The organism is Thermostichus sp. OS-CIW-20, from assembly GCF_054061455.1.
The window spans coordinates 1-23205 of the sequence record NZ_JBSSEF010000012.1 but is presented as its reverse complement, the minus strand read 5'-3'; the positions used below and the strand labels follow the sequence as shown (position 1 = coordinate 23205).

Annotated in this window: 19 protein-coding genes; 13 read left to right on the top strand and 6 right to left on the bottom strand. The window is 59.1% G+C overall.

The window, feature by feature from the left end:
- Window positions 1-218: 218 nt before the first annotated feature.
- The 10 genes from ACVWXC_RS06390 (at window position 219) to ACVWXC_RS06345 (ending at window position 12074) form a co-directional block, all read left to right on the top strand.
- Window positions 219-374 carry a hypothetical protein gene (locus ACVWXC_RS06390; RefSeq protein ID WP_168173315.1) on the top strand — a complete coding sequence of 52 codons (156 nt, stop codon included), beginning with the start codon at window positions 219-221 and terminating at the stop codon, window positions 372-374.
- 16 nt (window positions 375-390) lie between these two features.
- Window positions 391-1539, top strand: coding sequence for a CAP domain-containing protein (locus ACVWXC_RS06385; RefSeq protein WP_099884223.1), 1149 nt, complete (start codon window positions 391-393; stop codon window positions 1537-1539).
- 192 nt (window positions 1540-1731) lie between these two features.
- The gene (locus tag ACVWXC_RS06380) at window positions 1732-3279 is read left to right on the top strand and encodes a ferredoxin--nitrite reductase (protein WP_457391715.1); all 1548 of its coding nucleotides are present in this window, start codon (window positions 1732-1734) and stop codon (window positions 3277-3279) included.
- Window positions 3280-3340: 61 nt separating this feature from the next.
- Window positions 3341-4663 (top strand): CmpA/NrtA family ABC transporter substrate-binding protein, encoded by a 1323-nt coding sequence (locus ACVWXC_RS06375; protein ID WP_457391713.1) that lies wholly within the window; start codon window positions 3341-3343, stop codon window positions 4661-4663.
- Between the two features lie 145 nt (window positions 4664-4808).
- Window positions 4809-5768 carry a nitrate ABC transporter permease gene (gene ntrB, locus ACVWXC_RS06370; RefSeq protein ID WP_099812407.1) on the top strand — a complete coding sequence of 320 codons (960 nt, stop codon included), beginning with the start codon at window positions 4809-4811 and terminating at the stop codon, window positions 5766-5768.
- A 72-nt stretch (window positions 5769-5840) separates the two neighbouring features.
- A complete protein-coding gene (locus ACVWXC_RS06365; protein ID WP_099812406.1) occupies window positions 5841-7832 on the top strand; it encodes an ABC transporter ATP-binding/substrate-binding protein in 1992 nt (663 codons plus the stop codon).
- Between the two features lie 38 nt (window positions 7833-7870).
- Entirely contained in the window at window positions 7871-8713 is an 843-nt protein-coding gene (locus ACVWXC_RS06360; RefSeq protein WP_099812405.1) for an ABC transporter ATP-binding protein, read from the top strand.
- Between the two features lie 17 nt (window positions 8714-8730).
- Window positions 8731-9327, top strand: coding sequence for a Uma2 family endonuclease (locus ACVWXC_RS06355; protein WP_099812404.1), 597 nt, complete (start codon window positions 8731-8733; stop codon window positions 9325-9327).
- A gap of 86 nt (window positions 9328-9413) precedes the next feature.
- Complete coding sequence (locus tag ACVWXC_RS06350) at window positions 9414-11549, top strand: molybdopterin oxidoreductase family protein (protein ID WP_457391749.1); 2136 nt, start codon at window positions 9414-9416, stop codon at window positions 11547-11549.
- 24 nt (window positions 11550-11573) lie between these two features.
- Window positions 11574-12074, top strand: a complete 501-nt coding sequence (locus ACVWXC_RS06345; protein ID WP_011431713.1) for a nitrate reductase associated protein — start codon at window positions 11574-11576, stop codon at window positions 12072-12074.
- Here the strand turns inward: ACVWXC_RS06345 and ACVWXC_RS06340 are convergent.
- From ACVWXC_RS06340 to ACVWXC_RS06325, 4 genes are all read right to left on the bottom strand, one after another.
- Window positions 12071-13264 carry an RNA-guided endonuclease InsQ/TnpB family protein gene (locus ACVWXC_RS06340; protein ID WP_457391709.1) on the bottom strand — a complete coding sequence of 398 codons (1194 nt, stop codon included), beginning with the start codon at window positions 13262-13264 and terminating at the stop codon, window positions 12071-12073. The genes ACVWXC_RS06345 and ACVWXC_RS06340 overlap by 4 nt on opposite strands.
- 474 nt (window positions 13265-13738) lie before the next feature.
- Entirely contained in the window at window positions 13739-15034 is a 1296-nt protein-coding gene (purD, locus tag ACVWXC_RS06335) for a phosphoribosylamine--glycine ligase (RefSeq protein ID WP_457391707.1), read from the bottom strand.
- 110 nt (window positions 15035-15144) lie between these two features.
- Window positions 15145-16335 carry a glycosyltransferase gene (locus ACVWXC_RS06330; RefSeq protein WP_414401712.1) on the bottom strand — a complete coding sequence of 397 codons (1191 nt, stop codon included), beginning with the start codon at window positions 16333-16335 and terminating at the stop codon, window positions 15145-15147.
- A gap of 66 nt (window positions 16336-16401) precedes the next feature.
- Complete coding sequence (locus tag ACVWXC_RS06325; protein ID WP_011429522.1) at window positions 16402-17691, bottom strand: HD domain-containing protein; 1290 nt, start codon at window positions 17689-17691, stop codon at window positions 16402-16404.
- A 262-nt stretch (window positions 17692-17953) separates the two neighbouring features.
- Here ACVWXC_RS06325 and ACVWXC_RS06320 point away from each other — a divergent pair, with 262 nt between their 5' ends.
- Entirely contained in the window at window positions 17954-18871 is a 918-nt protein-coding gene (locus tag ACVWXC_RS06320) for an SGNH/GDSL hydrolase family protein (RefSeq protein ID WP_240527273.1), read from the top strand.
- 17 nt (window positions 18872-18888) lie between these two features.
- Here ACVWXC_RS06320 and ACVWXC_RS06315 read toward each other — a convergent pair whose 3' ends face one another.
- Both ACVWXC_RS06315 and dapA read right to left on the bottom strand, forming a co-directional pair.
- Window positions 18889-20739, bottom strand: a complete 1851-nt coding sequence (locus ACVWXC_RS06315) for a ribonuclease J (protein ID WP_011429524.1) — start codon at window positions 20737-20739, stop codon at window positions 18889-18891.
- A gap of 253 nt (window positions 20740-20992) precedes the next feature.
- Window positions 20993-21913 carry a 4-hydroxy-tetrahydrodipicolinate synthase gene (gene dapA, locus ACVWXC_RS06310; RefSeq protein ID WP_011429525.1) on the bottom strand — a complete coding sequence of 307 codons (921 nt, stop codon included), beginning with the start codon at window positions 21911-21913 and terminating at the stop codon, window positions 20993-20995.
- 307 nt (window positions 21914-22220) lie between these two features.
- Between dapA and ACVWXC_RS06305 the strand changes: the two genes are divergently transcribed.
- Complete coding sequence (locus ACVWXC_RS06305; RefSeq protein ID WP_099812400.1) at window positions 22221-22847, top strand: nitroreductase family protein; 627 nt, start codon at window positions 22221-22223, stop codon at window positions 22845-22847.
- Window positions 22848-23020: 173 nt separating this feature from the next.
- A partial coding sequence (locus ACVWXC_RS06300; RefSeq protein ID WP_457391703.1) for a helix-turn-helix domain-containing protein occupies window positions 23021-23205 on the top strand: 185 nt, incomplete at its 3' end.

Sequence of the window (23205 nt, the reverse complement as noted above, 5' to 3'; positions counted from 1 at the left end):
TGAGCGCGGAAAGAGGTGCGGGGATCCGCAGCTACGCTATAGGAAGGGGCAGAGGCTGAACTCAGGTTCTAGCCCTAGAGGATCCGGCTGAGTTGGGTGAGCATTTCTTGACTGGGGTTCGAGTTCTGCCCTTGCCGACAGAAGTCTCGGCACAGCAACTTGTTGGGCCAGGTGATAGAACAGGGTCAAACCTGGCAGCGTTTTGGAGGTTTGTTGCGATGGCCGCACTCCAACTCAACAAGGTGAGCCGCCAGCTCTTGGGGGCTCTGGCCCTGTTCCTGTGCCTGGGACTGTTGTCTGCCTGCGACGAGGGTAGCAGCAGCACCGTCAGTCCCCCCAGCCTCACGCCCACTCCCACCCCCGCTGGTCGGTAAGCCCACAGGATCTTGCATGCCTTGGCAGCGGCTGCCCAGTTTGCAGCAAGTCTGGGCAGGGATGGTTTTGAGTCTGCTCTGCCTTTTTCTGTTGGCAGCCTGCGGCGGTGGGGAGGGATCCCTTACTGCGGTGGGGCCCCCTCCGGCAGGGGAGCTGCCCATCGCCGGTTTCTTGTGCCAGTTGGATCGCCAGACCCGCAGCTTTGCCGGCCCCATCTATGCCGAGCAGCCTCAGGCTGCCACCTGCAATCCCGGTCGCCTCACCCCGGCAGCAGCCCAAAAGATGATGGATCGGCTCAACTTTCTGCGGCTGTTGCACGAGTTGCCGCCGGTGAAGCTCAATCCCGAATTCTTGGAGGCCGCTCAGCAGGCGGCCCTGATGCAGGTGGCCAATGGCGCCCTCAGCCACCAGCCGCCCCCTTCTTGGCGCTGCTTTACCCCTGCTGGGGAGGCGGGATCCCGCTTCAGCAACCTGGCGGTTGGGCCCATCCTAGAGCTGAACGGCCCCGATCCAGGCCGGGTGTTGGCGCGGCAGGTGGACATCTATTTTGCCGAGCCAGGTCGAGAAAACTTTGTGGATGTGGGGCATCGCCGCTGGAACCTGTATCCTCAGTACGCCCAGGGGGCCTACGGCATTGTCTTTGACCCACGGGCTGGACGGGTGACCCAGGCCAACGCCAACTGGATCTTCGGTTTTGACGAGTCGGTGCCAGATCCAGAGTTCATCGCCTTCCCGGAGAAAGACGGCTACCTCTACCGCCTAGAAGGGTTTTCCGGCCAGCCCCTGTCTGCCTACCGCTGGTCTTTCTCGGTGCCCAGCCGTGGCGGCAAGGCTGATCTCAGCCAAGCCCAAGTCCGCATCACCGATGCCCTCAGCGGCGAGCCGGTGCCTGTTGGAGATCTCCGCGTGGGGGATCCCGCCTTTGGCCTGGAAACTTTGACCTACTCCGTGGGTTCGATCCAGCCCAATCGCAACTACACCTTTGAAATTAGCGGCATTCGCCTCAACGGTGGCCCCCCCCGCAGTTACCGCTACACCACCGCTCTCTACGACTGCGATCCCCAAACTTCCCAACGGCCCGCACCCCTCACCGAAGGGCTGGGGATCCCGCCCCGTCTGCTCTGGCAGATGGAGCCTTTCAACTCTTTCAACCCTCTCAACTAGCTTTTCCTCACCCCCAGCCCCTTTCCCAAAGGGGAAAGAGGGGTCTGCTGCTCCTGGAAGCCTGACTTTATGCATAAAGCGCAATTCGAGAATGACAAAACTGCATAACCTGTTACAAAGTGTAACTGCCAATACCAAAGTTAACGGTTCGTCATCGCTAGGGTAGCCAATGTTCACCCCACGGCAGCGATCATGGCGAACCAATTTGAACGCCTCAAAAGCGAAAAGGATGGGCTGGCGGTCAAGGCCGAGCTGGAGGCGTTTGCCCGGATGGGTTGGGAGAACATTCCTGAAGACGACCGGGATCACCGCCTCAAGTGGCTGGGGATCTTCTTTCGCAAGCGCACACCGGGTCAGTTCATGCTGCGGCTGCGCCTGCCCAATGGGATCCTGACCAGCGGCCAAATGCGCAAGTTGGCCGAGATCCTCTGCCCCTACGGCCAAGATGGCGTAGCCGACATCACCACTCGGCAAAACCTGCAACTGCGGGGCATTCCCATTGAGGACATGCCTCAGGTTCTGCGGCAACTCAAGGAGGTGGGCCTGACCAGCATCCAGTCAGGCATGGACAACGTGCGCAACATCACGGGATCCCCTCTGGCCGGTATCGACCCGGATGAGCTGATCGACGTGCGTGGCCTCACCCGCAAAGTGCAGGACATGGTAACCAACAACGGCGAGGGCAACCCTTCCTTCAGCAACCTGCCGCGCAAGTTCAACATCGCCATCTGCGGTTGTCGCGACAACTCGGTGCATGCCGAGATCAACGACCTGGCCTTTGTGCCCGCCTTCAAAAATGGCCGCCTGGGCTTCAACGTCCTGGTGGGCGGCTTTTTCTCTGCTCGCCGCTGCGCCGAGGCAATTGGCCTAGATGTCTGGGTGGATCCCCGCGATGTAGTTCCCCTGTGCGAGGCGGTGCTGCTGGTCTACCGGGATCACGGCCTGCGGGCCAACCGGCAAAAGGCGCGGTTGATGTGGCTCATTGACGAGTGGGGCCTAGAGAAGTTCCGGGCGGCTGTGGAGCGCCAGATAGGCCACCCTCTGCTCAGGGCAGCGGAAAAAGATGAGGTGGTCTGGCACAAGCGGGATCTGCTGGGGGTGCATGCCCAGAAGCAGCCGGGCCTCAACTTTGTCGGCCTGCATGTGCCGGTGGGGCGGCTCAACGCCCTGGAGATGATGGAGCTGGCCCGCTTGGCGGAGGTGTACGGCTCCGGGGAGCTGCGGCTGACGGTGGAGCAGAACGTGCTCATCCCCAATGTGCCCGACTCCCGAGTGGCCCCGCTCCTCAAAGAGCCGCTCTTGAAGAAGTTCTCCCCCAACCCAGGGCCCTTGCAGCGGGGGTTGGTGTCCTGTACGGGCAACCAGTTCTGCAACTTTGCCCTCATCGAGACCAAAAACCGGGCTGTGGCCTTGATGGAGGAGCTGGAGGCGGAGCTGGAGATCCCCCAAACGGTGCGCATCCACTGGACAGGCTGTCCCAACTCCTGCGGCCAGCCCCAGGTGGCCGATATTGGCCTCATGGGCACCACCGTTCGCAAGGACGGCAAGCCGGTGGAGGCGGTGGACATCTACATGGGGGGAGAGGTGGGCAAAGACGCCAAGCTGGGCGAATGCGTGCGCAAAGGGATCCCTTGCGAAGACCTCAAGCCGGTCTTGGTGGAGCTGCTCATTGAACACTTTGGGGCCAGGCCGCGTCAGCATCCGTCCGCTGCCCAGGCTTCTGTTTTGGTAACCCGCTAGCGGTTCTGTTGCCGTCCTGAAAGTTTTTCTTTCTTCGTCGTTGTAAATCTTGGAGGTTTCGATGTCTAAGCTGTTCAGCACTTCCTCTCCCGTCTCCCGTCGGCAATTTTTGGCCGGGGTGGCTGCTCTCACGGCTGGGGCGGCCACGGCTGGGATCCCGCGCGCCCAATCGCAATCCTTGGGCAAAGGCTACTGGGTGGCGCAGGCCGATACTCCCGAAACCACCAGCGCCAAGCTGGGGTTCATCGCTCTAACCGACGCGGCCCCCCTGATCATCGCCAAAGAAAAGGGGTTCTTTGACAAGTACGGCATGAAAGACGTGGAGGTGGTCAAGCAGGCCTCTTGGGGCACCACCCGCGACAACTTGGTGCTGGGATCCGCCGCCGGCGGCATCGATGGGGCACACATCCTCACCCCCATGCCCTACCTCATCACCACCGGCAAAGTTACCGATGGCAAGCCGGTGCCTATGTACATTTTGGCCCGTCTCAATCTGGACGGTCAGGGCATCAGCATTTCCAACCAATATCGGGATCTGAAAATTGGCTTGGATAGTTCCCCCCTCAAAGCTAAGTTTGCCGAGTTGCGAGCAGCCGGCAAAGAGCCCAAATGTGCGATGACCTTCCCCGGTGGCACCCACGACATGTGGATGCGCTACTGGCTGGCCGCAGGCGGGATCGATCCCACTAGCGACGTCTCCGTCATTGTGGTGCCGCCGCCGCAGATGGTGGCCAATATGAAATCCAGAACCATGGAAGCCTTCTGTGTGGGCGAGCCTTGGAATGCCCAGCTGGTGAACCAAAAAGAGGGGTATACTGCCCTCACCACCGGCGAGCTGTGGAACGGCCACCCGGAAAAGGCCTTTGCCCTGCGGGCCGACTGGGTGGATGCGCACCCGAAAGCCACCCTTGCCCTGTTGAAAGCGGTGCTAGAAGCCCAGATCTGGTGCGACCAGATGGAAAACAAAGAGGAGATGTGTCGCATCATCGGCGACCGCCGCTGGCTGGGGGTGCCTGTGCCCGATATCTTGGGCCGTTCTCGGGGCACTTTTGACTACGGCACCGGCAAGGTCGTTGAAAACAGCCCCCACCTGATGAAGTTCTGGCAGAACTACGCTTCCTACCCCTTCAAGAGCCACGATCTCTGGTTTTTGACCGAAAACATTCGCTGGGGCTATCTGCCTGCCGACACCGATACCAAAGCCTTGGTGGAGCGGGTGAATCGGGAAGAACTCTGGCGAGAAGCTGCCAAAGCCATTGGTCAGGGGGCAGCCATTCCCCCCAGCACCTCTCGAGGAGTGGAAACCTTCTTCGACGGGGTGCAGTTCGATCCCGAAAATCCTGCCGCCTACCTGGAGAAATTGGCGATTAAGAAGCTGGCCTAATTTCCCAACTTTCCCCAGCAAGTTAGCTGCAAACCCTCTGTCCAGGAGAGAAGGGATCCCCGAATCCCCACAAAGAGTGTTCAACTGAAACCCCTTCTCTCTTGGGATCCTCTTAAGTTGACTTCAACCTTACTCCCAGCAAGCCATGAGGATTTTCCACTCTGCCCTACAGTTGGGCTACCACCTCTTTCGGATCCTGCTTCCCCTACTGGTTGGCCTAGGCCACTGGCTGCTGAAAACCGGCCAAGGTTCTATTCTTCAGTCCAGTACCGGAATCGGTTCTCCCGCCAGTTCTGCACCTTCTTCTGCTTGGCGGCAAAGAGTCCAAATCCACAAAGCGCTGCGTCGCATTCTGTTGCCCGCTACGGCCATTTTGCTCGTCCTGATTCTCTGGCAAATCATTTACAGCCGTCCCGGAGCCAATTTGCCCACGCCTCTCCAAGTTTGGCAGGACACCTGGGATCCCCTCATTAAAGATCCCTTTTTTGACTATGGCGGCAATGCCAAAGGGCTGTTCTGGCAAATTTGGGCCAGCTTGCGGCGGGTGTTCATTGGGTTTGCCCTGGCCGGCTTGGTGGGGGTTGTGGGCGGCATGATCATCGGGGTCAATCGCTGGCTGTACGAGGCTTTGGATCCCATTTTTCAGGTGCTGCGCACGGTGCCGCCTTTGGCCTGGCTGCCGATTTCTTTGGCTGCCTTTCGAGATGCCAACCCTTCCGCCATTTTTGTAATCTTCATTACGGCCCTCTGGCCCATTTTGATCAACACTGTTGTCGGCGTACAGCAGATCCCTCAGGACTACCGCAACGTGGCCAGAATTGTGCGCATGTCCGGCTGGAAGTACTTTTTCAAAATCGTTTTCCCGGCAACTGTGCCCTATATTTTTACCGGCTTGCGCATTGGGGTGGGCTTGTCTTGGCTGGCCATTGTGGCAGCGGAAATGTTGATTGGCGGTGTGGGCATCGGGTTCTTCATCTGGGATGCCTGGAATAGCTCCCGCATCAGCGAAATTATTCTGGCTTTGATCTATGTCGGGATGGTGGGTCTTCTGCTGGATCGCATCACGGCTTGGATTGGCTCGCTGGTGGTGGCTGAGGATCGCTAAATGAGCTTGGCCGAGTTTTAGATTGGTTGCTGACAATTTCTCCATGCTCTCAGAAATCATCTCAGGGGAATCATGAAGACCCAGCCTTACATTGAAGTGGATCATGTCGACAAGGAATTTCTCCTCGACAACGGAGAGATCTACCCTGTCCTGAAAGACATCCACCTGGAGATCCAAAAAGGGGAATTTGTCTCATTGATCGGCCACTCTGGCTGTGGCAAATCGACCCTACTCAACATCATCGCCGGCCTGGAAAAGCCTTCCCGCGGAGGCATTCTCCTGGAGGGCCGACAAGTTACAGATCCCGGCCCAGATCGCATGGTGGTGTTTCAGAACTATTCCCTGCTGCCCTGGCTGACGGTGCGGGAGAACGTTGCCCTGGCCGTGGACGAGGTGCTGGGATCCCTTCCCAAAGCAGAGCGAAGCCGGATTGTGGAAGAGCACATCCGCCAGGTGGGGTTGCAGGGGGCAGCCGACAAGCGACCGGCCCATCTGTCAGGAGGGATGAAACAGCGGGTGGCCATTGCCCGAGCCTTGGCCATTCGTCCGCGGGTGCTGCTGTTGGATGAGCCCTTTGGCGCTCTGGATGCCTTGACGCGCGGCAACCTGCAGGAGCAACTGATGGAGATTGCCCAGGCGGAGCAGCTCACCTGTGTCATGGTTACCCACGATGTGGATGAGGCGCTGCTGCTTTCGGATCGGGTGGTAATGATGACCAATGGCCCGGAGGCCCGCATTGGCCAGATTTTGCGGATCCCTTTTCCTCGGCCCCGCCATCGTTTGGAAGTGGTGCGTCACCCCGACTACTACAGCCTGCGGGGAGAGATGATCTACTTTCTCGACCAGCAAAAGCGGGCTCGCCAAAAAACGCCTGTTCGCGTGGCCATTGCCAAACACGGCCTGGAGAAGGTCAATTTGGAGATTGGCTTTGTGCCTCTCAACGACTGCGCGCCTCTGGTGGTGGCGCAGGAAAAAGGCCTGTTTCAAAAGCATGGCCTGGAGCAGGTCACCCTGGTGCGGGAGCCAGGCTGGAAGACCATCTGGGAAGGGATCCGCTCCGGTCGGCTGGATGCGGCCATGGTGGTGGCCGGGATCCCGTTGGCCTCCACGTTGGGGGTGGGGGGAGTTCCGGTGCCTTTGATTACCGCGCTAACCCTCTCCCGCGGCGGCAACGCCATTACCTTTGGGCGCAGACTTTTGGAGCGAGGCGTTCAAAGCCTGGCGGATTTTCGCCAATACCTCAACCACACCCCCGACACAGTCCACACCCTGGGAGTGGTTCATCCGGCTTCCATGCAAAACTTCCTGTTGCGGCACTGGCTGGCCGGTGGGGGGGTGGATCCGGATCGGGACGTTACGTTGACGGTGATCCCGCCGCCGCAGATGGTGGCCCATCTCAAGGCCGACAACATCGACGGCTACTGCGTGGGCGAGCCCTGGAACTCCCGCGCCGTGCGGGAACAGGTGGGGGTTATCGTCGCCACCACCCCTGAAATCTTACCCAGCCACATCGAAAAGGTGCTGACGGTGCGCCAGGATTGGGCGCAAAACTACCCCCGTACCCATGTAGCTCTGGTCAAGGCACTACTGGAGGCTTGTCACTACTGCGATCAGCCGCAGCACCGTTCTGAGATCTTGGAGTGGCTGGCTCAGCCCCAGTATGTGGGCGTGGCCCTGGAGGATCTGCAGCCGGGGTGGACGGGTATTCTGCAGCGGGGAATTGCCGATGAATCCCAAGCCCTCACCGGTTTTCACCAGTTTGCCAACGGGCGCAACACCTGTCCCGAAAGGTTGGAACACCTCTGGATCCTGACGCAGATGGCTCGCTGGGGCCTCTGCCCTTTTCCCCGCAATTGGGTTTCGGTTCTCGACCAAGTTCTGGACAGCGAAACCTACGCCCTAGCCGCTAGAGAACTGGGCCTGCCGGATCGGGCCCATGACCGCGGAGCTTTGCTCTTTGCCGATGGATCCCGCTTTGACGGAGAGGATCCCGTTGCTTACCTGGAGTCTGTGGCCATCCGGCAGGATCTGAAGCTGCAGGAGTACCGGCTCAGCGAAGTTTAGCTTTTGTTACCTTAAACTCTCGATTGGAAAACACCATGATGACCAGCTCCCGCACGTTCTCCTCACCGCTATCTTCTGCTTCTCCGGTTGCAGGACTGCCCCTTCTTTGTCTTCAGAATGTGGGCAAGACCTACTTCACCTCAGCAGGGCCCTTCGTTGCGCTGGAAAATATCAATCTGGAAGTGGCTGCCGGTGAGTTTGTTTGCATTATTGGCCACTCGGGTTGTGGCAAATCCACCTTGATCAACATGGTGGCGGGTTTTTCGACTCCCACTTCGGGATCCATTACCCTCAAGGGCCAGCCCATCACCTCCCCAGGGCCAGATCGGATGATGGTGTTTCAACATTATTCCCTTTTGCCCTGGCTGACTGCCTTTGAAAATATTTATCTGGTGGTGGATCAGGTTTACCCAAACAAATCCCGGCGGGAGAAAAGGGAAATCGTTGAAGAACACCTAGAATTGGTAGGTTTAGCAGAGGCAGCCCACAAGCGGCCCAAGCAGCTTTCTGGAGGCATGAAGCAAAGGGTAGCCATTGCCCGTGCTCTTGCCGTTCGTCCGCAAGTTTTGCTCTTGGATGAGCCTTTTGGGGCCTTGGATGCCATTACCAAGGAAGATCTACAAGATGAGCTGCTGGCCATTTGGCGGGATCACCGCTGCACAGTTTTGATGATTACCCACGACATCGACGAGGCTCTCTACTTGTCAGACCGTGTGGTGATGATGACCAACGGCCCCGCTGCCCATATTGGTGAGATCTTGACCATTCCCTTTGAGCGACCGCGCATCCGCTCCCGCATTATGGAAATGCCTGAGTTCTACGAATTGCGTAACCGCGCCCTTGACTTCCTCTATCGCCGCTTTGCCCATGGAGGGGATTGAGCTAGGGTTCAAAATACTTGGAGAGGGAAGTTGATGGCCGCTGCTCCGGTTCAGGTAGTTCCAACCGATCTCCCAATGGAGGAGCGGGTCTTGCCCTGCCCAAAACCCTTGCCGACTATCTGGCCAATCCAGTTGCCCAAACCAAATGGGTAGATGGCTACATTGTGGAGAAAGTGGGGCAAACTTTAGGGGATGCAAAGCTCCAAACCCGACTTCTCTTCCGTTGGCTCGGTTATGTTGAATGTCAGCCATTGGGGGGTATGGTTTTGGTGAAGGCTCCCGGCCAAACCAAAGGCAAAGTCAGAAGACCTGATGCTGCCTACTCATCTCCAGATTTAATCCAGCAATTTGGAGAGGATATTGCCACGCTACTGCAGAGCTATCCTCTGGTTGAGGAGATCTTCTCTCCAACCGACTGTGGAGAAGATATTTTCCTAAAAGCCCAAGAGTATCTCAGCTCCGATGTACTGGAAGTCTGGCTGATTTTTCCCAAAAGCAAATTTATTTTTATCCAGACTCAGGATCGCCACCTTTGGCTAACCGAACAAGAGACTGCCAAAAGCCAGGTTGTATTGCCCGGATTTGAGATCCAAGTGGCCGATCTCCTCGGCTAAGAGATCCTTAACCTGATGGCCTATCGGGATCCAAAATGCAAGACACTTATCCATCCTGACAGGGATCCCAACTCATGGTGACCGCGATGGAGTCGGAAAAAGCTGTCATCAAAACCCTATGTCCCTATTGCGGTGTGGGATGTGGATTGGAGGCGGTTTCGACAGCCTCAGGTGACTGGAAAATGAGAGGCGACCGGGAGCATCCTTCCAGCTTGGGGATGGTCTGTGTAAAGGGGGCTACGGTTCTGGAGGCAGTTGGTCGGGATCGGCTGCTCTATCCCCTGTTTCGGGAGAGCTTGGGCCAGCCCTTTCGTCGCATTTCTTGGGATCAGGCTTTTGAGGAGATGGTTTCTCGGCTGCGCCGCCTCAAAGACAACCCCCACTCCATAGCCATGTATGGATCGGGGCAGTTGCTCACTGAAGACTATTACGTTGCTCAAAAGCTCATTAAGGGCTGCCTGGGCACCAATAATTTTGACACCAACTCGCGCCTGTGCATGTCCTCAGCCGTCTCGGCCTACACCCAATCCCTGGGATCCGATGGCCCCCCCTGCTGCTACGAGGATCTCGATCTCTGCAATCTGGCTTTTCTGGTGGGCACCAACACCGCCGAGTGCCATCCCATTCTTTTTAATCGCCTGAAGAAGCGGCACAAGCCCGGATCCCCCCTCAAAATGGTGGTCGTGGATCCCCGGCGCACTCAGACAGCAGAAGCTGCCGATCTCCACTTAAAAATTCGCCCCGGTACGGATATCGATCTTTTCAATGGGATTGCCCATTTGTTGTTAAAGTGGGGATCCATTGCTGCTGATTTTATCGAGGGCTTCACCCAAGGTTTTGCTGAATATGCAGCTTTGCTGGCCGATTATGAACCGCAGATTGTAGCCCAGCGCTGCGGAATTGCCACCGAGGATTTGATCGAAGCAGCCAAGCTTTGGCAGGGATCCCAGAGAGTTCTATCCCTTTGGTCGATGGGCCTAAACCAGTCCAGCGAGGGCACCGCCAAGATCACCAGCCTAATCAATCTCCATCTTCTAACTGGGCAAATTGGCCGACCGGGGACGGGCCCCTTTTCCTTGACCGGCCAGCCCAATGCCATGGGCGGTCGAGAGGCAGGGGGGTTATCTCATCTGCTGCCGGGATATCGGCTGGTGAGCCATCCCCAGCATCGGGCAGAGGTGGAGCAGGCTTGGGGTTTGCCCAGCGGTTCCCTCTCTCCCTGCCCAGGGCTGACGGCCACCGAGATGATTGCCGCTCTGGAGACGGGATCCCTGCAGTTCTTTTGGATTGTGGCCACTAATCCTTTGGTGAGCTTTCCGGATCTGGAACGGGTCAAAAAAGCCCTGAAAAAGTCTCCCTTTACTGTTTATCAAGAGGCTTATTACCCTACGGAAACGGCAGAATATGCCCATTTGCTTTTGCCTGCCTGTCAGTGGAGCGAGAAAACCGGGGTGATGACCAACTCCGAGCGCAGGGTTACCCTTTGTCAAGCCTTTCGAGACCCCCCTGGCGAAGCCCGACCCGATTGGGAGATCTTTGCTGAAGTGGGGCGCAGGTTGGGCTTTGAAGCGCAATTTTCCTTCCAAACCGCGGCAGAGGTTTATGCAGAATTTGCCGCCCTTACCGCAAATCGCCTCTGCGATCACTCCGGCCTCAGCCATGCCCTTTTGGCAGAACAAGGCCCTCAGCAATGGCCTTATCCCAAAGAAAGAACCTCGGCCCCTAAGTCCACTCGCCTCTACACAGATTGGCGTTTCCCGACCCCCAATGGCCGCGCCCGCTTTATCCCCCACCATTCCCGTGGCCTAGCAGAGCCGCCGGATCCCCAGTTTCCCTACATATTAACCACGGGCAGGCTTTACGGCCATTGGCACACCCAAACCCGCACCGGCAGGATTGAAAAAATCAAGCACATGCACCCCCAACCCTTTATTGAAATCCATCCTCGCGATGCGGAAAAACTGGGCATCCAAGATGGAGATTGGGTTCAAGTGCGTTCTGCCCGCGGACGGGCCTATTTCCCGGCCAAGATAACTGCCAACATTGCTCCCGGTACGCTATTTGTACCCATGCACTGGGGATCCCTCTGGGCAGAACAAGCCGAGTGTAATGCCCTTACCCATGACATCAGTTGTCCCGATTCCGGACAGCCGGAATTAAAAGCCTGTGCCGTTGCTCTTGAGAAAGCCGACCCACCGCTCAAGCAATCCCCTCAACTCTAGATTTGGTTCCTAATCGAGGTTCCCATGACTCTGTTTCAGTTTGAGCAAGATTTTGCCGACTCTCTGCGATGCATCCCCATGACCTTGCGCCTAAAGCTGGATTTGTGCGGGATCAAGCTCAAGCTCCATCAATGGGCCAAGTTTTCCTTAGAAGAGCGGCGGAAGTGTGTTGATTGGCCCTCTGAATCTCCACAGGATCTAGAAGAACTCCGCAACCATCTGCGCCATTTGGTTCGCTCCATCTGCCACGAAGAGGCGCAAGAGATTCCCATTGATCCCCAGCCTGAATGGCAAAATCCCAACCAGATCCCAATGGCTGTCCAACAAAAAGCTCAAGACCTGGGGATCCGGCTTGCCCTCGATTTCTGGAGAAACTTGCACGATATCCAGAGATTTGCCTTGCTGAAGTTGAGCCGATCCCATCACGAAAATAAAAATTTCTTGCCCGCTCTGCGAGAGTTTGGCCTGAAGATGGCGAGGGATGGTGATTGCAGTTACTGTAAACTACCCGGCTCCGACCGCTAAGCGGTACGGAGCGGGCTTTCAGTAGCCCTGAGCCTGTTCTGCTCTACCAGAGAACAAAACAAGCCCGAACCTCTAGGCTGGTTTACGACAGCCCCCAAGAGCGCAATCACATTCGCACCATTCAAATCCGCATCCCCTTCCCATCCACAGTGCCCACACTTGAACGACTTGCCACTGCGATAGGATTGCGCAGGGTCGGGATGGATGTGCAAACACCGGTGGCAGGTCTGCGACGTGTAGGCAGGCGGCACAAGAATCAAGGGAACCCCTGCAACCCTCGCCTTGTACTCCAGAAACTGACGTAGTTGGTAGAACGCCCAACTGTTAGCCCTACGCCTTTCGGTTTTGCTGCGTGGCTGTTGATTGACTCTTTCCCGGATCCCTGTCAGGTCCTCCAGGGCGATAGCGCTGTTGGTAGCTTTTGCCCTAGAGACAATAGCTTTGGAGATGCGATGATTGACCCACACTTGAAAGCGTCTCTCCTTGCCAGACAGCCGTTGCAGCAGTTGACGGCATCTGCGCCGCGAACTGCGTGTGCCCTTACTGGCTTTGCGTTGGAGTACCGCCCTCAACCGGGAGTAGTGGTCTCGGACTCTGTTCAACTGCTGTCCATTCCAGTTGTCCCCCTCTGACGTATGGGCAATATCTGTCCTTCCCAAGTCCACCCCGATCACCTTGTCGGTATCTTGTTGCTTGGGTGGTTTTTTCTCTACGCAAATCTGGATGTCGTAGGAGCCATCCTTCCGCTGGAATAGGGTGGCCGATTTGGGGTTAGAGCCAGCCAGCATTCCCCTCTGGTAGTTGCCAATGGCTAGCTCAAAGCGTTCTCTTCCATCAACCGTGGCAAGCGACACTGTCCAGTCTTTCTCGCGAAACGAGAAGATACGTGCATCGTAGGTAACGAACCTACGCTTGAACTCTTTAACTGGACGGTTGCGCTGTCTCGCCACTTTGCGAGCGCCTGCCACCCGTCTGCAGACCTGCTGGGCCAGATTACTGGACAAGCCGAACCGGGCTCGAATCTCGTAGTAGCAAAGGGATTGCAGTTTGACCGCGTTGACGATCTTCTCCGGCGTGTTCTGGTTGACCCAGTTCAAGGCTTGGCCAAAAGCCTCCATCGTCGCGTCCAATTTGGCGGCTTGCGACTGGGACGCCTTGAGCTTACAGGAGACGGTCAGGACTTGGCTCATAAGTTCATTGTACTTCATCAAAGCGCATTCCTCCCGGCACTGACCCTACGGGTACAGTGCGGGGCTCCTGCGATTTCTAGCTGAATCTATTTGAGAGAGATAGTCTCCTCTGCCATGCGCTGCCACAGGCGACCACCCCCAACCTCTTTTCCACCAGGGGAGAGGAGAGCGAGGAAATCCCTGCCCCAAGGGATCCAGGTCTGCGACTGCAACGGCTCAAGTGAGCTGATGCGGGATCCCTCTCGACAGGGGAGGCTCGGCCTTGGCAATATCCGTGCCTAGTCAAAGCAGAGGGCTATTGTTAAGGAATCTAAAGTAAAGTTGAGCTTTTGATATCACTGTTGCCGTCTTGTTACCGAAAGCGCTATCGTCTAAGCATCAAAGCTTTTTTCAAAGCTGCTTTATGGGCCCTGGAGGAGCGACCCCTCTGGGGCTTCTTCCATCCGGCTGCAGCTGAGAGGGCAAGGGATGGCTTTATGGGGTAGGGATCACTCCTCGGCGGACGGCAGGCCCCAGGGCGTGGCTGCCGATGTCAGAACGATAGTAGGCCTTGGGAAACTGCACTTGCTCCACAGCTGCGTAGGCTTGGCGCAGGGCCTCGGATAGGGTTGCCCCTTGGCCGGTAAGACAGAGAACGCGCCCGCCATCGCTCAGGAGCTGCTTGCCTGCCTGGCGGGTACCCGCATGAAACACCAACGCCCCCGTGGTGGCAGCTGCATCCAAGCCGGAGATGGGGATCCCTCGCTCGTAGGCATCGGGATAGCCTGGGGCTGCCATCACCACGCAGGCGGCATAGCCGGGTTTCCATTTGAGCTGGATTTGGGCCAGCCGTCCTTCTATACAGGCCAGCAGCACCTCGTCCAAAGGGTTTTCCAGCAAGGGCAGGATGACCTGAGCTTCGGGATCCCCAAAGCGGCAGTTGTACTCCAACACGTAGGGATCCCCACTGGGCGTGATCATCAAACCGGCATAGATCACCCCCTGGTAGCGGATGCCCCGCCGTTGCAAAGCCTCCAGGGTGGGATCCAGGATCTGGGTTTGGATGCGGGCCAACCCTTCTGGAGTGACCAGGTGATCCGCAGGGGCATGAGCTCCCATGCCGCCGGTGTTGGGGCCAGTATCGCCCTCGCCAAGGCGCTTGTAGTCCTGGGCAGGTGGCAGCGGCACACAGATCTGGCCATCGGTTAGAGCCAAAACCGACACCTCCTGGCCGGGGATAAACTCCTCGATCAGCACCTGATCGCCCGGCTTGGCCAGGGCAGCTTCTAGAGCTTGCACGGCTTCTTCCCGGTTTTGGGCAACGGTTACCCCCTTGCCGGCAGCCAGTCCGTCTTTTTTGATGACCACTGGGAAACTCTGGGAGTCGAGATAGGCCACAGCGGCAGATAGCTCAGCAAAGCCGGCAGCGCGAGCAGTCGGGATCCCCGCCTCTTGCATCAATTGCTTGGCCCAGAGCTTGCTTCCCTCCAGTTGGGCGGCGGCGCGACTGGGGCCAAAAATGGGCAGCCCCGCTGCCTGAAAGGCGTCCACAATTCCCTCCACCAGGGGCAGCTCCGGCCCCACCACCGTCAGGCGGATCCCCTGCACGGTAGCAAATCGCACCAGCCCCTCGATGTCGGTGGCCGCCAAAGCCACCGATTGGCAGCGGGGCATCTGCTGGGCGCCGCCGTTGCCAGGTGCCCAGTAGACCCGAGTAATCTGGGGAGACTGCAGCAGCTTCCAGGCCAGAGCGTGTTCCCGTCCCCCGGAGCCGATGACCAAAGCCTGCATTGTGCTATCTCACTTTGTAAACGCCTTGTAAACGCCGCTTGGTTATTTTGGGATCCTTCCCGAACATTCCCCATTAGACCATGTTCCCAAGGGGTTTCAGAGGATCCAGGCTAGTTTGACCTCAGGGGACGGCCCCGCCAAGTCCAGTTGCGCCCGCTGGTGGTGCGGATGGCAGAAGCCAAGATGATAGCCGCCGTCACCCAGCCTCCCACCGCCGTCAGCCACCAGTAGCGCAGGGGCAGGTGGGCCCAACGCCACAGAAGCAGGCGGATGACCCCTTGGCCCAGGATCCCGGCCAGGCTGGCCGCCAAGACCTGCAGGGATCCGGTGGCCAAGGCCAAGATCAACCCCAGCCAAGGCAAGCTGCAGAGGCCCAAGACCGTGACCATTGCCAACACGGCCAAGGCCCAGTTGCGCTCCAGGCCCAGGAACCAGTTTTTCGTCCACCCTTCCCAGAGGGCGGCCCCATTGGCGTACATGCGGCTGCGCACCCGCGGCCCCCCCAGGCAGATCTGCAGGCCGAGGCCGGCCGCTTTGATGCGCTGTCCCAGCGCCACATCCTCGATGACCACCTCGGCCACGCCGGCGTGTCCGCCCACTTGCTCGTAGGCGGAGCGGCGAAACAGCATGAACGGCCCGAAGGCAAAGGCCTTGGGACGCTTGGGATCATTCACGGCGGCAAAGTCGTAGCCTGCCGCCAAGATGACCATCATGATGGGCTGCACCAGCCACTCGGCCAGGCAGCCGCACACCAACTGCGGCCCCACGCTTACCAGGCCGCTGCCGCTTGCCAGCAAATGTCCTAAGGCGGCTTCGATGGCTCCACTTTCCAGCCGCACGTCGCAGTCGAGAAAGAGCAGGTAGTCGGGGGGATCAGGCTGGGCGGCTAGGGCGGCAACGGCTTGGGCACAGGCCCAGTTTTTGCCCACCCAGGTCTGGCCTTGGGGGCGGGGATCCCCTTTGAGCAGGTGCAGCCGCGGATCCTGTCGCTTGGCGGCCAGTCCCTGGGCCAGCTCCCAGGTGGCATCGGTGGAGTCGTCGTCCACCAGCCACACTTGCAAGGGGGCGGCGGTGCTGTCCAGGATGCTGCTCAGGCAGCCCACCACGTTCTCCGCTTCGTTGTAGGCGGGCACGATCACCGCCAGCCGCTCCATGGCCGCTGCCACTGCTGCCGCTTGCTCCGGCGAGGGATCCCTCAGCCAGGGGGAGGCCCGCAGCGCCCGCCACAGCCGCAGCGCCACCAACGCAATGGCCAGGGCCGTCGGCGCCAACACCCCCGCCAGGATCTCCGGGATCCCCACGCTTGCTTCCCTCGCTTAGATACGAACGGCTTTGCCCATGCCCTGGCCCTAGGATCTCCCAATCCTCTAAGCAGACAGCGCCCCTTCTACGATATCGCTGTAGGGGCGGGGAAAGATCAGCCAAACCTGGCTTTGCGTTTCCACCAAAGCCCGCACCAGCGGCGAGAGCTGGGCAATTTCTGCGTAGCCGTCTTCGGTTTTGAGCTGGATCCCTTGGTCGTAAAAGCTGTAGCCCTGGACGTGGGCGGAGCGGATTCCCAGATAGCTTTCTGGATCCAAGCCATCTCGCTGCATCTTCTGGCTTAGAGTTGCCACCAGCTCTTGGCGTCGCTCGGCTGGCAAGCGGGTGAGGTTGCGGGCTTTGAACAGATCCCGCTCCAGGTAGCGCCGCGCCAGATCCGCCAAGATGGGATCCTTCCCCACCATAGCCCAAAAGCGGAAAGGGTAGCTGAACATCACATCGTCAGCGGCCAGGTAGAGGGGCAAAGGCAGCTCGAAGGGATCCCCCTTTTGCGCCGCCAGCGCGGCCCAGCACCAGGCGCTCAGGATGGGATCCAACTCGATCTCCCCCTTTTGCAAAAGGATCTGGGCCCGCTTGAAGAGGCGATCCAAAATGAAGCGGGCGCAGAGGCTCTTGGGGTGCTGGTAGACCTGGGTGTACATGAAGTAGCGCACCACCAGGTAATGTTCGATGGCTCCCAGGCCTTTGCGGGCGGGAATGGAGAGGGATCCCGTCTCCGGGTCGTAGTCCAACACCGTGAGGATGCGATCCAGATCCAGGTGGCCGTATTGGGCGCCGGTGAGCAGGCTGTCGCGCATGAGGTAATCAAAACGGTCGCAGTCCAGTTGGCTGGCAATGAGCTGCCCCACCAGCGGCAGGGGGAAGCGTTTCTGCCACACCTGCTCCAGTTGAGCGGGCAGTTGCGGGTCGAACTCCGCCAGAAGAGTCGCCACCTGGGGATCCTCGCGTACAATGCGGGCCGTCCAGACCTCATGGCGGCAGCCAAAAATCTCCTCCCCTGCATGGCTAAAAGGAGGGTGCCCAATGTCGTGCAGCAGGGCGGCAACCAGGGTAACGGCGCGGTAGGGGCGCAGCTCCGGGTAGCGGCGGGCCAACTTGTCGAGCAGCCGCCGCGTAACCTGCAGCACCCCCACCGAGTGGGTAAAGCGGGATCCCTCGGCCCCGTGGAAGGTCAAAAAAGCGGTGTCCAACTGGCGGATGCGGCGCAGGCGTTGGAAGGCCGGTGTGTCGATGAGGCGAATCAGCAGCGCCTCAACCGGATCCCCGCCATCCAGGCTGATGGCGCCGTGCAGGGGATCGTGGTAGGTGCGGGACTTGCAAAAGCGCAGCGCCATACTCCCACCATACTCGCCGATTGGCCGATCTTTGGTTAGCCTGTCTGGGGGGCTTCCCGCCCCGCCCGACCTCTGCCCAGTCTTTCCAAAGCTACCCCCTTGCACCTGCTTTCTTTGCCGACAGATGCAAGCGTCCAGATACCGAAAAAACCGACCTCCAGACCCTCAGACGGCTGGGCTGCTCCTCCTCTCAATCCTAATTTTGCTGCTCGGATCAGGGCTAGCCGCCTGTTCTGCCGCTTCGAAATCCCCTCTGCCTGCTGTGCCCGGCCCACCCGCCCTCACCCGCTACGTTGCCCTGGGAGCCAGCGATGCCGTCGGCTTCAACGCCTCCATCTCCTGCGATGGCCCGGCCAACGCGGCCGGCACCCGTCCGCAGCGCTCAGAACCCCTGGACTGCCCCAATGGAACGGGGTATGTCCCTCGCCTGGCCCGCCTGCTGCCCGGCCCGGTGGAGCTCATCAACTTGGGCCGCTCGGGAGCGGTGCTCAGCCCGGCCATGCAAGCCCTGCGGGAAGGGATCCCGGCCAACCTGCTCCAGGATCAAGTGCCGCGCATCCCTCCCAATGCTGACCTAATCACCATCTGGGTGGGCGGCAACGACACCAACGCCATTGTTTTTGCCGCCGCCCAACGGGCCCTGCAGGGGGAGGATCCCTTGCCCTTTGTCGAGCGCCAGATCCAACAATTTGCCGCCGACTACCAAACCCTGCTGCAGGCGGTGCACGCCCGCGCCCCCCAAGCCCGCCTGGCAGTGGCCAACCTGCCCAACTTTGCCCTGATCCCCTTGGGCCAGCAGCAGCCCAGCAGCCTGCGCCGACTGCTGGCTCTGGTCTCCGTCGGCCTCAGCCAACGGGCCATCAACCCCTTGAGCCAGCAAGGGATCCCGGTGGTGGACTTGCTCTGCGATCCCCGCTCCTACCGCCGCGAATCCTTCTTTCCCGGCCCGCTGGCCGACGGCTTCCACCCCAACGACCGGGGCTACGCCGACCTGGCCGAGGCCTTCCTGAGAGCCCTGCAGCAGCCCGTTCCGCCCCAAAACCGCTGCCCGCCCTTTAGCGACGTGGGATCCCTTTCTCCCGAAGCGTTGGCCGCCCTTGGCAAGGCAGAGCTCTCTTCCAGCAGCTTTCCGGCAGCAGAGCTCAACCCCCCCGGCCCAGGGAAGAAGGAGGAGACCTGAGCGCCAGCCACCCGGTCTTACGAAGCCGCCACCGCCGCCGAGGAGCGCCGCCGCCGCCCCAGGGCTATCCGTTCCTGTTCTGTCTTCGTCTCCCCTGTGGGCAGAGCAGTTACAGGTACAGACTCCTCCTCAGGCGATTGCACAAAAACCAGCACCGTCGGCTTGCCGGGCAACTGTTCCCGCACAAAGCGGCGCACCACCCGCTCCACTTCTGCCTTGAGGCCGGCCCAGTCAATATCCAGCCTGCCCCGCTCCAGCGAGCGGGCAAAGCGCGGCCAAGCTTGCTTGAGGGTGTCCTCCAGCAGGGGTTTCAGGTCGGATCCCTTGAGAGAGGTGCCCTCGCCTGCTAGGCCCAAGCTTTGCACCTGCGGCGTGCAGAGCAACTGGCCCCTGCCATCCAAGCTGATCACCACCGTCAGCATGCCATCTTTGGCCATCTGCTGGCGCTCTTGCAGCATCTCGTCCATCACCACCCCATCGTGGGAAGCGGCGATCATCTGCAGGCCAGAAGGCACTTTGTCTACAATGGCAATGCGCTCCTGGTTCACCTCCACCACATCGCCGTTGCCGATGATCACGATGTTTTCCCGCGGGATCCCCATGCTCATCGCCGTTTCGGCGTGCTTGACGAGCATGCGGTACTCCCCGTGGGTAGGAACAAAGAACTTGGGGCGCGTGAGGGCGATCATCAGCTTTTGGTCTTCCTGACAGCCGTGGCCGGAGACGTGTAGCCCCTTGTCCTTGCCGTAGATGACATCGGCTCCCAGCTCCATCAGCTTGTCGATGACCCGCGTTACTGCGAGCGTGTTGCCGGGAATGGGGTTGGCCGACCAAATCACCGTGTCTCCTGGCTTGATCTGCAACTGCGGATGCTCGCCGTTGGCAATGCGGGTCAGAGCAGCCAGCGGCTCGCCTTGGGATCCCGTGGTGAGGATGATCACTTTGTCGTCCGGCAGGCTGTTGATGACATGCATCGGCTGCAGCGTCTCGTCCTTGCAGCGGATGTAGCCCAGGCGCCGCGCGTGAGCCACCACGTTCAACATCGAGCGCCCCAGCAAAGACACCACCCGGCCCTGCTGCTCAGCAATCTGCAACACCAAGTTGAGGCGATGTACCGAAGAAGCGAAGGTAGTGATGATCACCCGTCCCTTGGCTCCCGCAATCGCCTTGGTAAGGCCTGGCACTACCGAGGCTTCGGAAGGAGTAAACCCGGGCACCTCGGCGTTGGTGGAGTCGCTAATCAGACACAGCACCCCCTTTTCCCCGTGCTCGGCCAGCCGCTGCAGGTCGAAGCGCTCCCCATCCACCGGTGTGTGGTCGATCTTGAAGTCGCCCGTCTGGATGACAACACCCACCGGCGTGTGCAGAGCCACCGTGAAGCTGTCGGGAAAAGAGTGGGTATTGCGGATGAATTCGGCAAAAAAGTTCTTGCTCAGGGGCACGATATCTCGCGGCCCGACCGGGCGCAATTCTGTGCGGTTCAACAGCCCCACCTCGCGCAGCTTGTCCTCCAGCAGCGCCAGCGCCAAACGCGGGCCATAGATAACCGGAATGTCGAATTCTCGTAGGTGATACGGGATCCCGCCAATGTGATCTTCGTGGCCGTGGGTAACTACCATCCCCCGCACCTTGTCCCGGTTTTGCTTGATGTAGGTCATGTCCGGCAGCACGATGTTGATGCCGTGCATGCTCTCATCGGGAAAAGCCAAACCGGCATCCAGCAGGATGATGTCATCCTCGTAGCGGAAGGCCCAGGTGTTTTTGCCGATCTCCCGCTCGCCTCCTAGCGGGATCATCTGCAGAGAGGAAGTGGGCTTAGCTGCCGAAGCCGCAGGACGGGAAGCGATCGAAGTAGGTGGTGTTGGCATACTAGCTTTAGATCCTCAACAGTGACAGTCAAACAACAGACGAAAACTGGTATAGACAAATCCCAGCAAACTTACCCGCAAGGTCATAGGTAAAAGGCGGATTCCGCTGTTGCAATTTACCTCTTTCCCAGTTGGGAAAAAGCAAAAATTAGAAGGAAAACTGTCTTAATCACAGCTCAAACGCCACAGAAGACCCCCTAACCCTTAAAAAACTCTCGTCATGGTAAAGGTAAAACCTAAGAAAATAATCGAATCATGAAGCCTTCGCCGTCCTTCGTTCGGATCCCTGCGCTTCAGCCAGGAGGCCCATTTCTTGCAGCACTTGCCGTAAAACCTGTAAAGAACCGCCCTGGAGAGGCACCAGCGGAGGGCGCACCTGCCCCACTAGCCAACCCTGCATCTCTAGCGCTGCTTTGATCGGAACAGGGTTGGTCTCAATAAACAAAGCCTTAAACAGCGGAAACAGACGCAAATGATAAGTCAAGGCTTGGTCGTGTTGTCCCCTGCTGTAGCTTTGAATCAATTCCTGCAGTTGCGGCCCAACTAAGTGGCTAGCTACACTGACCACACCGCTGCCTCCCAAAGATAGGATCGGCAATGTCAGAGAGTCATCTCCTGAGTAGATGCCGAAATGTGAGGGAGTGAGCCGCCGAATTTCCGAGACTGCGTCCATTATACCACTAGCTTCCTTGATGGCGACAATCGTTTCCAACTCCGCCAATTTCGCCACAGTTTCCGGCTGCAGGCTCACCCCCGTCCGACCAGGAATGTTGTAGAGCATGATGGGCAGGTCGCTGGCTTGGGCGATCGCCTTAAAGTGCTGATAGAGGCCAGCTTGGGTGGGTTTGTTGTAGTAGGGCACCACCTGTAAAGAGCCATCCAAGCCCAATTGGGCAGCTTTTTTGGTGGCTTCAATGGCTTCGCGGGTGGAGTTGGATCCCGTCCCGGCGATAACTTTAGCCCGACCGGCCACCGCATCTCGCACCACGCGGAACAGTTCGTACTCCTCTTGCCAGGTTAGGGTGGGAGACTCGCCGGTGGTGCCACAGACCACGAGACCATCGCTGCCATGGGTTACCAAGTAATCGGCCAAACGAGCGGCTTCTTCGTAGTTAAGCTCCCCCTCAGGTGTAAAGGGAGTCACCATTGCCGTCAGCACGCGACCGAAATTCACAGGTTGCCTCTCCCCATCAACCACACCGCTCGCCATCGCCGGTCTGTGACCCCGCAAAATCCAATGCTGCGGGCTAGAGCCTTGATTATCCCCTTATCATAGCTGCCTTTGGGCCAGGGATCCCGTTTGGCCGAGGGGGCTGCTTGCCAAGGCCCGGCTCACCGGTTGCTTCAGACCGGCTAAAAAGGAGATAACCTAGAGAGGGCAGACCGTTTGAACCCAGAATGTACGGCTGCTCACCAACTCTGCCTCCAGTCGTGGGGTCAGCAGCCTTCTTGCTTTCGACCTTTGAGCTTCGAGGATTGCGATGGACGCCCTAGCCGCCCTAAAAGCGCGCATCTCCGCCGACAAGTTCGATCCCAGCCGCTCTTTATCGGAGATGGAGATCCAAGAGCTGGTTGCCTATGCTACGGAAGCCCCCTCTTCCTTCAACATCCAGCATTGGCGGTTTGTTGCCGTCGCCGATCCTGCAGATAAAGAGCGCCTCAAGGCCCTGGCCTACAACCAGCAGAAGGTGGCGGATGCGGCGGTGGTGTTTATCATCTTGGGGGATCTGAAGGGCTATGAGAAGCTGCCTGAGATCGCCCAAAGGGCCGTTGCCGCCGGGATCCTCCCTCCTGAGCGGGCGGAAAGTTGGGTAAGCATGGCCCAAGCCACCTACGCCAACAACCCCACCTTGGCGCGGGACGAGGCGATTCGCTCCGGGGCGCTGGCGGCCATGGCACTGATGATCGCGGCGCAGGCGAAGGGTTTGGTGAGCGGGCCGATGATCGGCTTTGACCCTGAAGGGGTCAAGCGAGAGTTTGGGATTGCCGATCGCTACGTGCCGGTGATGCTGCTGGCGGTGGGCTACCCTGCGCCCGGCAACTTGCCGCGCAAGCCTCGCTTGGGGGTGGATGAAGTTCTGGCCTTTGGGCGAGGGCGGGAGTTTTAGCTAATCCGCCGTTCGCGCTAGCGGGACGTAGTCCTGGAAGCCCCGCTCTGTACCCCCCTATATCCCAGCCCCCCAGCCCCCCAGTCCCCCCGTATACGGGGGGATATAGGGGGGCGGGCCGGCCAGAGTCAGGATGAGAGGCGGGAGCGTTCAACAGGTACAATGCATTCATCATGAGAACCGCTTACCAGTACCGCTTGCGTCCTACCACTAGCCAGATAGCTCTAATGGAGCAATGGCTGCAGCTGCTACGTAGGCAGTATAACTATCGCCTGGCAGAACGGTTCAACGGGTGGGAGCAGAATCGCTGCAACAGCCACGCTTGCCCGTTGACAGTCTGCCATCTGCCTGTGTTGAA